Origin of the sequence: Nocardiopsis baichengensis YIM 90130 (assembly GCF_000341205.1) — a bacterium.
GTDB lineage: Bacteria > Actinomycetota > Actinomycetes > Streptosporangiales > Streptosporangiaceae > Nocardiopsis_A > Nocardiopsis_A halophila.
Map to the genome: position 1 here is coordinate 288,718 of NZ_ANAS01000012.1, position 12,720 is coordinate 301,437.

Sequence of the window (12,720 nt, forward strand, 5' to 3'; positions counted from 1 at the left end):
ACGCGTCCGCCCCCCGGGTCCGCGAGATGTCGATGCAGCAGGCGGTCAACGCCGCGCTGCGCACCGTTCTGCGGGAGGACCCCCGCACCCTGGTCTTCGGCGAGGACGTCGGCGCCCTGGGCGGGGTCTTCCGGGTCACCGACGGGCTGCAGGAGGAGTTCGGCGCCGAGCGCGTCTTCGACACCCCGCTGGCCGAGTCGGCCATCATCGGCATGGCGGTCGGCCTGGCCATGAACGGGTGGCGCCCCATTCCCGAGCTGCAGTTCGACGGCTTCGCCTACCCGGCCGTGGACCAGATCGTCAACCAGCTGGCCCGGATGAACTACCGCAGCCGCGGCGCGGTCCCCATGCCGGTCACCCTGCGCCTGCCCAGCTTCGGCGGGATCCAGGCGCCCGAGCACCACGGGGAGAGCCTGGAAGCGCTCTTCGCGCACGTCCCCGGCCTGAAGGTGTGCGCCCCCTGTGACCCGCAGGACGCCTACCGGCTGCTGCTGCAGTCGGTGCGCTGCGACGACCCGGTCGTGTACATGGAGCCCAAGGCCCGCTACTGGGACCGGCGCCCGGTGGACCTCGCGCACGACCCCGGCGACATGCCGGTGGGCCGCAGCCGCGTGCTCCGCCGCGGGCGGCACGCCACGCTGGTGGCGTGGGGGGCGATGGTGCACCGCTGCCTGCAGGCGGCCGAGTACGCCGCCGAGGACGGCGTGGAGCTGGAGGTGGTGGACCTGCGCTGGCTCAAGCCCATCGACGCCGAGGGCCTGGCCGCCTCGGCCGCGCGCACCCGCCGCGCGGTGGTGGTGCACGAGGCGCCGCTCACCGCGGGCCTGGGGGCGGAGGTCTCCGCGCTGGTCACCGAGCGCGCCTTCGGCGCGCTGGCCGCCCCGGTGGAGCGGGTCGCCGGGTTCGACGTGCCCTACCCCGCCGGGCCGCTGGAGCCGCAGTACCTGCCCACGATCGACCGCATCCTGTCCGCCGTGCAGAGGACCCTGGAGTACAAGCGCCCATGACCGACACCACCGAGCGCACCTTCGCCCTGCCCGACCTGGGCGAGGGCCTGGTCGAGGCCACCGTGCTGGAGTGGCTGGCCGCCCCCGGCGACCGGATCGGGCGCAACGCCCCGCTGGTGGAGCTGGAGACCACCAAGTCGGCGGTGGAGATCCCCTCCCCGTACGCCGGGACCGTCGTCCGGCTGCACGCCGAGGAGGGGGAGGTGGTGCAGGTCGGCTCCGCCCTGGTCACCTTCGCCGTGGAGGGGCCCGCCGGGGAGGCGGACGGCGGCGCGGCCGGGCGGGCCGGCATCGTGGGCCGGGTCCCGCAGGACGAGGAGGCGCCGCGGCGGCGGGTGCGCCTGCGGCCGCCGGAGGAATGATCCGCCGGTCGTCCCGAAAAGGACGGAAAATACGTTCGGGGTCGATAATTCCCCGAAAAAGGGCGGCCGTGCAGGGGCCGCGCAGTCGCGCACCGGGAGGAAACCGGTGCACCGCCGACGTGGGAACGGTGAGAAATGGACCAGGTCCTGTCCGGAGAGGTGCCCCTCCGGTACGCGGTCGAGGGGGACCCCGCCGCTCCGGGGGAGGCTCCCCCCGTCCTGCTTCTGCACGGGTACGGCTCGAACCACGAGCTGAACTGGCTGCGCACCGGGTGGCCCGCCGCCCTTGAGGGGCGCGCCCTGATCGCCCCCGACCTGCGCGGCCACGGCGGCAGCGGCAAGCCCGGCGACGACGGCGCCTACACGCCCGAGCGCATCGCCGACGACATGGTGCGCCTGCTGGACGCGCTGGGCGCGGACCGGGTCGACGCCGTCGGGTACTCGATGGGCGCGCGCAACGCCTGGGAGCTGGCGCTGCGCCACCCCGGCCGGGTGCGCCGCCTGGTGCTGGCCGGGTTCGGCCCGCGCGACCCGTTCGCCGGAGCCGACTTGCACGCCCTCGACCGGGACTCCTCCCCCTTCGGGCGGATGCACCGCGTCGCGGGCACGGTGCCGGGCAACGACCTGGACGCGCTGGCGGCCTGCGCGCGCGGGCAGGCGTCGCGGCCGTTCACCCCCGAACCGGCGCCGGGCGTGCCGATGCTGTTCGCCGCGGGGGAGCGCGACGCGGTGGCCGCGGACGTCGAGGAGCTCGCGGCCGGCTGCGGGGCCGAGGTGGTGCGCATCCCCAAGCGCGACCACGCCAACGCGGTGTCGGCGCGGGCGCTGAAGGAGGCGGTCCGCGACTTCCTGGCGGTGGAGGCGCCCGCGGGCGGGCCGCGCTGAGTCCGTAGAGCTCTCCGCGGCGGCTCGCGAGCGGTCGCGGGGGGAGGGCGGGAGTCGGGGGCCGGTCGGAGGTCGGCTCCGGCCGGGCCCTCGTCGGTGCGTGCGGTGCTCTGACCGTCTCGGCCGGAGGCGGTGACCTCCGTGCAGGTCGGTTGGATGGTCCGCTGGCAGGGGGCCCTACCGGAGGGCGATGTCCGTCGCGTGCCTTTCTTTCCTGTTTCGACCTGTTTCGGCGCGTTATCGCCGGTGTTCGCGCCTTCCCTTTCTGTGACGGGAGGGTCATCGTCCGGCGTTCTCCGTCGAATCCGACAACACTCTCCTCTCGCCTTTGTAACAACCTTTCCGGGGCTAATGGTGGCAATTCCCCTAAACGGATATCGTCCGGCGGCATGACCCGGCCGTGCCGCGGCCCGGTGGCCGGCCCGTGAACCGGGCCGGCGCGGTGCTCGAAGGGGAGATGAACTGTGAGACGCACGATCGCTGTCAGGTGCGCCACCGCCGTGGCCGCCGGGGCCCTCGCGCTGGCCGTGACCGCCTGTGACGCCCCCGCCTCCCCCGGAGGCGAGGGAGACGGCGGGGACGGCGGCGGAGGCGGGACCCAGGCCTCGGACCTGCGGGTGGGCCTGGCCTACGACATCGGCGGCCGGGGCGACAAGTCCTTCAACGACTCCGCCTACCGCGGCCTGCAGCGCGTGGACGAGGAGTTGGGCGTCGCCGAGGTCAACGACCTGGAGCCGAGCCAGGACGAGCCGGACAGCGCCAAGGTCGACCGGCTGCGCCTGATGGCCGACCAGGACTTCGACGTCGTGATCGGAGTGGGCTTCGCCTACGCCGAGCCGATGCGCGAGGTCGCCCCGGACTACCCGGACGTGCACTTCGCCATCATCGACGAGGAGATCGACGACCTCGACAACGTCACCAGCCTCGTCTTCGCCGAGAACGAGGCCTCCTTCCTGGCCGGGGTGGCCGCCGCGCACACCACCGAGGAGGACCACGTCGGGTTCGTCGGCGGCGTGGAGACCCCGCTGATCCAGAAGTTCGAGGCCGGGTTCGCCGCCGGGGTCGAGCACGTCGACGACGGCATCGAAATCGAGCGCCAGTACCTGAGCCAGCCCCCGGACATGGGCGGCTTCCAGGACCCGGCGGCCGGCAAGTCGGCCGCCCGCAGCCAGTACGACGCCGGCGCCGACGTGATCTACCACGCCGCCGGAGCCTCGGGCAACGGCGTGCTGGAGGCCGCCACCGAGGAGGAGAAGTACTTCATCGGCGTCGACAGCGACCAGTACGAGAACGCCGGCGACGAGCAGAAGCCCTGGGTCGTGACCTCGGCGATGAAGAGCATCGACACCGCGGTCTTCGACTTCGTCTCCGCGGTCGCCGAGGGCGAGGTGGAGTCCGGGGTGCAGCGCTTCGACCTGTCCGACGGCGGTGTGGACTACTCCGACTCCAACGAGGAGCTGATCTCCCCCATCCGCGAGGAGATGGACGAGGCCAAGCAGCAGATCATCGACGGGGAGATCGAGGTGCCCACCTCCCCCTGACCCGACCCGCACGACCCGCGACCGGGCGGGGCGGGGGCCGTCCCCCGCGCCGCCCGCTCGACCCCACTGCGAGCACCGACGGGAGCGAGATGGGCAGGGCGCAGGCGGTCGGCGGGCAACCCCCGCCGGCGGTCGAGCTCCGGGGGATCACCAAGAGGTTCCCCGGGGTGGTGGCCAACCACGACATCGACATCACGGTGGCGGCCGGAACCGTGCACGCCATCGTGGGCGAGAACGGCGCCGGGAAGTCGACGCTGATGAAGACCCTCTACGGGCTGCACCGGCCCGACGAGGGGGCCGTGCGGGTGCACGGCCGGCAGGTGGCGCTGAACTCCCCGGCCGACGCCATCCGCAACGGCATCGGCATGGTGCACCAGCACTTCATGCTCGCCGACAACCTCACGGTGCTGGAGAACACCGTGCTGGGCGCCGAGTCCTCCCACGGCATCGGCGCGCGGGCGCGGCGGCGGGTGCGCGAGCTCTCCGACCAGTACGGGCTGGGGGTGCGGCCCGACGCCCTCACCGAGGAGCTGGGGGTGGGCGACCGCCAGCGGCTGGAGATCCTCAAGGTGCTCTACCGCGGCGCGCGCATCGTCATCCTCGACGAGCCCACCGCGGTGCTGGTGCCCCAGGAGGTCGACGAGCTCTTCGAGAACCTGCGCGAGCTCAAGCGCGAGGGGCTCACCGTCATCTTCATCTCGCACAAGCTGGACGAGGTGCTGCGGGTGGCGGACACGGTCACCGTCATCCGCCGCGGCACCACCGTGGACACCGTGGACCCGGCGGCCACCACCGCTCGGGAGCTGGCGGCACTGATGGTCGGCGGGTCGCTGCCCGTGCCCGAGCTGCGCGCGACCGCCGCCGCCGAGGAGGATGCGCTGTCGGTGGCGGGGCTGACCGTGCGCACCGCCGACGGGCGCGCCGCGCTGGACCGGGTCTCGCTGCGGGTGCGCCGCGGCGAGATCGTGGGCATCGCCGGCGTCGAGGGCAACGGCCAGTCGGAGCTGATCGAGGCGGTGATGGGGATCCGCCCCGCCGCCGCGGGCCGGGTGGAGCTGATGGGCGCCGACATCACCGGCCGCTCCACGCGGCAGGTGCGCGAGGCCGGGGTGGGGTACGTGCCCGAGGACCGGCACCGCCAGGGCCTGCTGCTGGAGTCGCCCCTGTGGGAGAACCGGGTGCTGGGCCACCAGACGCGGCCGCCCAGCGCCAAAGGGCTCCTCATCGACGCCGAGGGCGCGCGCGAGGACACCCGGCGGATCGTGCGCGAGTACGACGTGCGCACCCCCGGTGTGGACACCGCGGCCGACGCGCTGAGCGGCGGCAACCAGCAGAAGCTCATCGTCGGTCGGGAGATGAGCGGCGGCCCGGTGCTGCTGCTGGCGGCCCACCCCACGCGCGGGGTCGACGTGGGGGCCCAGGCCGCGGTCTGGGAGCAGCTGCGCCGCGCCCGGGCCGAGGGGCTGGCGGTCCTGCTGGTCTCGGCCGACCTGGACGAGCTGATCGGCATGTCGGACCGGCTGCTGGTGATCCTGCGGGGACGGCTCGTCGCCGAGGCCGACCCGGCCCGGGTGACCCCGGAGCGCCTGGGGTCGGCCATGACCGGCGTGTCCCTGGGCGGGGGCGGCGACGAGGGCGGGGTGCACCCGATCGCCGACGAGGCACCGGAGGCGGACGCCGCGGGGCCGGGCCGGCGCGAGCGGCGCACCGGTGCCCGCCGGTCCCCGGTCAGGTTCTTCGGGATGCGGGCGGCCGAGGACGAGCACCCCGACCGCGACCGCGGCTCGGACGGCGGCGCGGTCGGCGGAGGGGCCGGTGACGGCGGGTCCGGAGACGGCGGCGGAGCCGGAGACGGTGGCGGCGGAGGAGGCGGCGGATGACCGGCACCGGAACCGGAACCGAGGGCGGCCCGGTCGGAGCGCGGAGGGGCGCGGCCGCACGGGCCGCGCCTCCGATCGCGGTGCCCGCCGTCGCGGCGGCCGCCGCCACCTGGCTGCTGGACCTGTCCCTGATCGCCGCGGCGGCGCTGGCGGTCGCCGTCGCGGCCTCCTTCCTCGCCGCGGTCCTGGCGGCGCCGGTGCTGCCCCGGGCCCTGGCCCCGCCCGCGCGCGGCGGTGAGCCGCCGCTGATCCGCGGCGCCGTCCTGGCGCTCGCCCCGCTGCTGGGCGCGGCCGCCGGGCTGGTCGTGGCGGCCGTGGCCGACCTGTGGCTGATCGAACCGGTCGCCTACGCCCTGGGCGGGCTGGCCGGCGGGGCCGTGGCGGCCCTGGTGCACCGCACGCTGACCCGGATGCTCGCCCTGGCGATGGCCGCGGTCGGGGTGGCGGTGGTGCTGGCGGTCCTGGTCACCGCCGCCGTGCTGGTGGCGACCGGGGTCGACCCGCTGTTCGCCTTCGCCGAGATGGTCGGCCACGGCACCAAGCCCGACAGCATCGTCAACATCGCCAACAACGCCTCCACCCTGTACCTGTCGGCGGTCGCGGTGGCCATCGGCTTCCGGATGCGGCTGTTCAACATCGGGGTCGACGGGCAGTACCGGCTGGCGGCGATGGCCGCGGCGGCCGTCGGCGGCGCGGTGGCGCTGCCGCCGGTGCTGCACCAGGCGGTGGTCATCGCCACCGCGGTGGCGGTCGGCGGCCTGTGGGCGGGGCTGGCCGGGTTCCTCAAGGTGGCCCGGGGCGTCTCGGAGGTGATCTCCACGATCATGCTCAACGCCATCGCCACCGGCATCACCGCCTACCTGATCAACGTCGACCGGCTGGCGGTGGAGATCGGCACCAACAACATCGGCACCAGCCCCATCCCGCCCTCCGGATGGGTGCCCTCGGTCCCCATGGGCTTCATGGGATCGCGGGTCGACCTGTTCGGCCTGGTGCTGCTGGCCGCGGTGGTCGGGGCCGGCTACTGGTGGATGCTGGAGCGCACCCGCTTCGGCTTCGACCTGCGCGCCACCGGCCAGTCGGCCACCGCGGCCCAGGCCAGCGGGGTCGACGTGAAGAAGATGGTGCTGGCGGCCATGGTCATCTCCGGCATGGTCGCCGGGCTGGTGGGGATGCCGCAGCTGCTCGGCGACTCCCACTACTACGCCCTGGACTTCCCCACCGGGCTCGGGTTCATCGGCATCGCCATCGCCCTGCTGGGCCGCAACCACCCGGTGGGCATCGCACTGGCCGCGCTGTTCTGGAGCTTCCTCGACCAGGCCTCCCTGGTGCTGGACTTCCGGGGGATCCCCAAGGAGATGGCGGTGGTCACCCAGGCCACGGTGGTGCTCACCGTGGTCGTGGTCTACGAGGTGGTGCACCGCTGGGGGCGCCGCTACGAACAGCAGCAGGTCGGCAGGGAGCTGGGCCGGGCGGAGGTGGCCTCATGAGCCGGGAGACGACCGCCGGGGCGCCCGGTCCCGGAGCCGCGCCCGCGGCGGTCCGGGGCGCGTGGGGGCGCCGGTGGCGCCGGTGGAGGGTGCTGAGCGCGGTGCTCGCCGTGGTCGCGGCCCTGTCGGCGGTGCGGGTGTACAGCGGCCAGGACGCGCTGACCTCGGTCGGCACCGTGCAGACCATGCTCGCCTTCGCCGTGCCCATCGGCCTCGCCGGCCTGGGCGGGCTGTGGGCCGAGCGCGCGGGCATCATCAACATCGGCCTCGAAGGCATGATGGTCTTCGGCACCTGGTTCGGCGCCTACGCGGCCTGGGCCACCGGGAACCCGTGGGCGGGGCTCGCGGCCGGGGTCCTGGGCGGGGCGGCCGGGGGACTGGTGCACGCGGTGGCCACGGTGACCTTCGGCGTCGACCACATCGTCTCCGGCGTGGCGATCAACATCCTGTCCGTGGGCGCGATGCGCTACCTGTCGGTGCTGTACTTCATGGACGCCCCCGGAGGCGGTGCGGCCCAGTCGCCGCAGCTGCCGGACTTCGGCAGGGTCGGGCTGCCGTTCGTCGCCGACCTGCTGCAACCGGTGCGGGAGACCGGGTGGTTCCTGGCGGCCGACGCCGCCGGGATCGTCACCGGGCTGACCTCCGGGATGTCGGTGGTCACCCTGATCGCCCTGGCGCTGCTCCCGGTGAGCTACGCGGTCCTGTGGCGGACCCGCTTCGGCCTGCGGCTGCGCTCCTGCGGGGAGAACCCCGACGCCGCCGAGTCGCTGGGCGTCAACGTCTACGGGTACAAGTACGCGGCGCTGACGGTGTCCGGCGGCCTGGCCGGGATGGGCGGGGTCTTCCTGGCGATGGTGGCCTCCTCGGTCTACCAGGAGGGCCAGACCGGCGGGCGCGGGTACATCGGGCTGGCGGCGATGATCTTCGGCAACTGGCGGCCGGGCGGGCTGGCGATGGGCGCGGGGCTGTTCGGGTTCACCGACGCGCTGCAGATCCGCGGCCAGGGGCCGGCCGTGCACGCCCTGCTCCTCCTGCTGGCGGGGGCGTTGGCCGCGGCGGCGCTCTGGCAGCTGTGGCGGCGGCGGCCCGGCACGGCGCTGGCGTCGATCGCGGTCGCCGGGGGGCTGCTGGCCTGGTACCGGTTCACCGACACGGTGCCGCGCGAGGTGGTCATCGCCAGCCCCTACATCGCCACCCTGCTGGTCCTGGTGCTGGCCTCGCAGCGGCTCCGGCCCCCGGCGGGGATCGGACGCCAGTGGCGCAGGAGGAGCGGGTAGCCCGGGCGGGAAGGAGTCCGTCCATGGACGACAAGCGACTCACCGCGGCGGCCCCGGACTGGGGCGCCCTCCGGGCGGCGGCCCGCGATGCCGCGGCGCGGGCCTACGCCCCCTACTCCGGCCTGCGCGTGGGCGCGGCCGGGCTGGCCGGAGACGGGCGCCTCGTCACCGGCTGCAACGTGGAGAACGCCTCGTACGGGCTGACCCTGTGCGCCGAGTGCGGCCTGGTGTCCGCCCTGCACGCCACCGGGGGAGGGCCGCTCCTGGCGATGGCGTGCGCCGACGGGGACGGGCGGCCGCTCCTGCCGTGCGGCCGCTGCCGGCAGCTCCTCTACGAGCATGGAGGGCCCGGCCTGCAGGTGGACACCGACGACGGTCCGACCGCCCTGGGGCGGCTGCTCCCGCGGGCCTTCGGCCCCGAGGACCTGAACCGGACGGCCTGAAGGGCCGACCGGAACCGCCTGCGCGGGGGATTCGACACGGGTGCCCGTCCGGGCCTTACGCCCCGCCCGGCCCGCTCTTTAAGCTGCGAACCCCGCTTTCCCTTCCCCGCCGTCGGCGGCCGTGCCGAGGCCGCTCCGTGCACGACCCACCGGAGGACCTGATGGACGCCATCGACATCATCACCGCCAAGCGCGACGGTGCCGAACTCACCCGCGAGCAGATCGAGTGGCTCATCGCCGGGTACGCCGACGGCTCCGGGATCAGCGATGAGCAGATGGCGGCCCTGTGCATGGCCGTCGTGTGGCGCGGCATGACCCGCGCCGAGGTCGCCTTCTGGACCGAGGCCGTGCTGGCCTCCGGCGAGCGCCTGGACCTGTCCGGGCTGGACCGGCCCACCACCGACAAGCACTCCACCGGCGGCGTGGGCGACAAGACCACGCTGCCGCTGACCCCGGCGGTGGTGGCGTGCGGGGCGGCCGTCCCCCAGCTGTCCGGGCGCGGGCTCGGACATACCGGCGGGACCCTGGACAAGCTGGAGTCCATACCCGGGTGGCGGGCCGATCTCGGCCCCGAGGAGCTGCGAGGACAGCTGCGCGAGGTCGGCGGCGCGGTGTGCGCCGCCGGGCCCGGGCTGGCGCCCGCCGACCGCAGGCTCTACGCGCTGCGCGACGTCACCGGCACCGTGGAGTCGATCCCGCTGATCGCGGCCTCGATCATGTCGAAGAAGCTCGCCGAGGGGACGGGGGCGCTCGTCCTCGACGTCAAGGTGGGGGCGGGCGCGTTCATGAAGGACGTGGAGAGCGCGCGCGAGCTCGCCCGCACCATGGTCGGCATCGGCAACGACAACAAGGTGCGCACCCGCGCGCTGCTGACCGCGATGGACGTGCCGCTGGGGCGTGCGGTGGGCAACGCCCTGGAGGTGGAGGAGGCCCTGGAGGTGCTGTCCGGGGGCGGGCCCGAGGACGTGGTGCGCCTGACCGTGGAGCTGGGGCGCGAGATGCTGGACGCGGCGGGCCTGGGCGGGGCGAAGGACCCTGCCGACGCGCTCCGGGACGGCACGGCGATGGACGCGTGGCGGGCCATGGTCCGGGCCCAGGGCGGTGACCCGGACGCGGCGCTGCCTCAGGCCAACGAGCGCGGGGAGGTGCTGGCGCCGGCGTCGGGTGTGCTGGCGTCGGTGGACGCGCACGCCGTGGGCGTCGCGGCCTGGCGCCTGGGGGCGGGCCGCGCGCGCAAGGAGGACCGGGTGTCGCCGGGGGCGGGGGTGGTGCTGCACGCCGGGCCCGGCGAGCGGGTCCGCGCCGGCCGGCCGCTGTTCACCCTGCACACCGACGACCCGTCCCGCTTCCGCGGCGCGGCCGAGGTGCTGACCGGCGCCGCCCGGCTCGAACCGGCGGGGGAGAAGCGCCTCCCCCTGATCATCGACCGGGTAGGGGAGTCCCTCGGCTGACCCCGGGGCGGGCGCCCCGGGGAGCCGCCGGCCTGCGGCGGCAAGAGCCCGGCCGGTGCCCCGCCCCTCACCGCTCGGCAGCCGCCCCTCCCGGCCGGAGCGCGTCGACGGCGTGGACCAGGCGCGCCGTCCCACCGGGGTGGACGGCGCGGGTGAGGACGGTGTTGTGGTGGGCGATGACCTGTTCGGCGGTCAGTCCGGAGTCGGGGTCCCCTGCGGCCATGGGGGCGTGGCCGTCCGCGACCAGGTCCACGTCGAAGCCGTGGCTCGCGGCGGAACGGACGGTGGCGTCGATGCAGTAGTCGGTGGCGGCGCCGGTGACGACGAGGGTGTCGGCGCCGAGGGAGCGAAGGGCGTCGGCGAGGCCGGTCTCCCAGAAGGAGTCGGTGGCCCGCTTGGGGACGGTCCGGTCCCCTTCTTCGAGGCCGATGAGCGGGCTGACGCCGCGTCCGCGCCGGTCGGGGTCGCAGAGGCCGCCCGGCGGCCCGACCTGGTGGGGGACGAGCACCGGGACCCCGGCCCGGTGCGCCCGGCCGACGATCCCCCCGACCCGCCGCGCGAGCTCGGCCCCGCGCCAGAGGCCGTCGACGAGGAATTCGTGCATGTCGATGACGAGCACTGCGCGAGTCATGCCCCCACCCTAGAGAGCCGAAGTGCCGGCCAGAAGGGGGCGGCGACCGCGGCGGCGCCTCAACGCGGTCGGCGAAGGGCGGGTTCGCGGGGGTGGTGCCGCTCCTACCCGTCCCCAACCGTGTCCGGCGTCTCTTTTTCGTCGGTGTCGGGGGAGGTGGGCCCTGTGCCGGTCTGTGCAGGACCGGCCTCCCTGAGACCGGCGCGGGTCGGGGCCGCTGGGGTGCCGGGGCCGCTGGGGTACCGGAGTTCCACCGCTCCAGCGGATACGGCCATCGATGGCGCGGCAGGTGGGTGGGTAGCCGGTTACCCCGCCGGCCGCCGACCGGGCGCCGGGCCGCCGGAGTACCAGGTGGAGGGGTGGTGAGGACGGGGCTGGTGCCGTCGTCCGGTGGCGCTGTCGGGAGCGCGGCGTGCGGGCGGTCACTGGAGTCCGCGGCGAGGGCGTAGCCGGTGCCCCGCTCGCTCTCCTTGGCCGGGCGTCGGCGCCCCAGGGGGACCGGTGATGGGAGGCGACGACGATGCGGGGCGGTTCCCGACCTTGGCTGTCGGCCGCCGGGCCTCTCGTGGTGCCGGGAACAGCAGCGGCGACGGGAGAGCCGGTGCCCCGCTCCGGACTGCTTGCCGGGTGGCGGGGCCCTGCGGTTCGGGGAGAAGGCGGCGACGACTGAGGCTGCGGGTCCACCAGGCCGCGTTGTCGGGTGCCGGGTGCGCGGATGGTCGCTGAGGGAGGCGGCGAGGGCGTAGCCGGTGCCCCGCTCGCTCTCCTTGGCCGGGCGTCGGCGCCCCAGCGGTACCGGTGATGGGCGGCGACGACGAAGCGGGGCGGATCGTTGGGGCCGCCGGTCGGCTGCCGGGCTCCGTGTGGTCCAGGGAGGTAGCGGCGACGGGAGAGCCGGTGCCCCGCTCCGGCCTGCTTGCCGGGTGGCGGGGCCCTGCGGTGCCAGGGGGATGGGCAGCAACGACACGGCGCGGCGGTCCCCGGGGCCGCTGGTCGGGCGCCGGGAGGCCTGCTGGTTTGGCGGACCCCCTCCTTTGCGCGTTCCGGGCATACCGGGCGCACCAGGCGGCGACGGTGCATCGAGAGTGGTGATATTGCCACGCAATGTGCAGTTGCGTGGCAATATCACCACTCTCGATGGAAGGCGGGCCCTTCCGGGGCGGTTTCCAGTGGACACAGCTCGCCGAATGTCCCGTTTACCCCGCTCGGAGGAGGGTGTAGGTCTCGCGCGCACCTGGAGCGGCGCCCGGGGAAGGGCGGGTGTGCGATCCCGGCCAGACCAGAACCGGATTCGGTCCCCGGTGCCCCTTCTGTTGGTACTCCTGGCCCGTTTGCGCCGCTCTCGGTCACCCCGGGTAGTCGAAGACGGGTCGGTGGTGGTGTCAGGTCCGGCGCGGGCGGGCGCCTCGCTCTCGCTCTCTTGTTCTCTCCTGTCCGGCGGGAGGGCAATTCAGGACATTGTGGACGCGGTAGTGCCGAACCCCGTTCTGGTCTGGCCGGGATCGCACCTGGAGGCCGCCGTGGGGCGTCGATCAGCGCGCTTCCACTCTCCTCGCCGCATGACGGTGTGTATTTAACCAGGTCAGAGGGGTGTTCGGTGCGGGCCGGGCGGGCGGCGACCGGGGTCGTGTCCGCTGGCGTGGTTGGACTCTGCGGGCCCCGGCCGCCCCCCCGGGGGCACTGCCCGCCGCCCGTATCGACACCCTCGTTGACGCTTCTATGTCAAGCGGCCAGCGAGAGGGATTGTTGCTCG

At 74.7% G+C, this 12,720-nt stretch carries 10 protein-coding genes; 9 read left to right on the forward strand and 1 reads right to left on the reverse strand.

The genetic code is table 11. The features are described 5' to 3' along the window. The first annotated feature begins 26 nt into the window (after positions 1–26). From C892_RS0112235 to C892_RS0112275, 9 genes are all read left to right on the forward strand, one after another. Positions 27–1,007, forward strand: coding sequence for an alpha-ketoacid dehydrogenase subunit beta (locus C892_RS0112235; RefSeq protein WP_051060528.1), 981 nt, complete (start codon positions 27–29; stop codon positions 1,005–1,007). Further along, positions 1,004–1,369, forward strand: coding sequence for a biotin/lipoyl-containing protein (locus tag C892_RS0112240; RefSeq protein ID WP_017557441.1), 366 nt, complete (start codon positions 1,004–1,006; stop codon positions 1,367–1,369). Before C892_RS0112235 ends, C892_RS0112240 begins: the two co-directional genes overlap by 4 nt. A gap of 135 nt (positions 1,370–1,504) precedes the next feature. Beyond that, the gene (locus C892_RS0112245) at positions 1,505–2,254 is read left to right on the forward strand and encodes an alpha/beta fold hydrolase (protein WP_017557442.1); all 750 of its coding nucleotides are present in this window, start codon (positions 1,505–1,507) and stop codon (positions 2,252–2,254) included. A 464-nt stretch (positions 2,255–2,718) separates the two neighbouring features. After that, positions 2,719–3,795, forward strand: coding sequence for a BMP family lipoprotein (locus C892_RS0112250; protein ID WP_026124316.1), 1,077 nt, complete (start codon positions 2,719–2,721; stop codon positions 3,793–3,795). A gap of 89 nt (positions 3,796–3,884) precedes the next feature. Then, positions 3,885–5,675, forward strand: coding sequence for an ABC transporter ATP-binding protein (locus C892_RS0112255; protein ID WP_017557444.1), 1,791 nt, complete (start codon positions 3,885–3,887; stop codon positions 5,673–5,675). Next, on the forward strand, positions 5,672–7,165 hold the full coding sequence (locus C892_RS28855) for an ABC transporter permease (RefSeq protein ID WP_017557445.1): 1,494 nt from the start codon (positions 5,672–5,674) through the stop codon (positions 7,163–7,165). Before C892_RS0112255 ends, C892_RS28855 begins: the two co-directional genes overlap by 4 nt. After that, the gene (locus tag C892_RS0112265; protein WP_017536799.1) at positions 7,162–8,442 is read left to right on the forward strand and encodes an ABC transporter permease; all 1,281 of its coding nucleotides are present in this window, start codon (positions 7,162–7,164) and stop codon (positions 8,440–8,442) included. Before C892_RS28855 ends, C892_RS0112265 begins: the two co-directional genes overlap by 4 nt. A 23-nt stretch (positions 8,443–8,465) precedes the next feature. Further along, the gene (locus C892_RS0112270; protein WP_017557446.1) at positions 8,466–8,885 is read left to right on the forward strand and encodes a cytidine deaminase; all 420 of its coding nucleotides are present in this window, start codon (positions 8,466–8,468) and stop codon (positions 8,883–8,885) included. A 161-nt stretch (positions 8,886–9,046) separates the two neighbouring features. Next, a complete protein-coding gene (locus C892_RS0112275; RefSeq protein ID WP_017557447.1) occupies positions 9,047–10,336 on the forward strand; it encodes a thymidine phosphorylase in 1,290 nt (429 codons plus the stop codon). 67 nt (positions 10,337–10,403) lie between these two features. On the opposite strand, the gene C892_RS0112280 is transcribed toward C892_RS0112275, so the two are convergent. Further along, positions 10,404–10,967 (reverse strand): isochorismatase family protein, encoded by a 564-nt coding sequence (locus C892_RS0112280; protein WP_193374770.1) that lies wholly within the window; start codon positions 10,965–10,967, stop codon positions 10,404–10,406. Positions 10,968–12,720 lie beyond the last annotated feature (1,753 nt).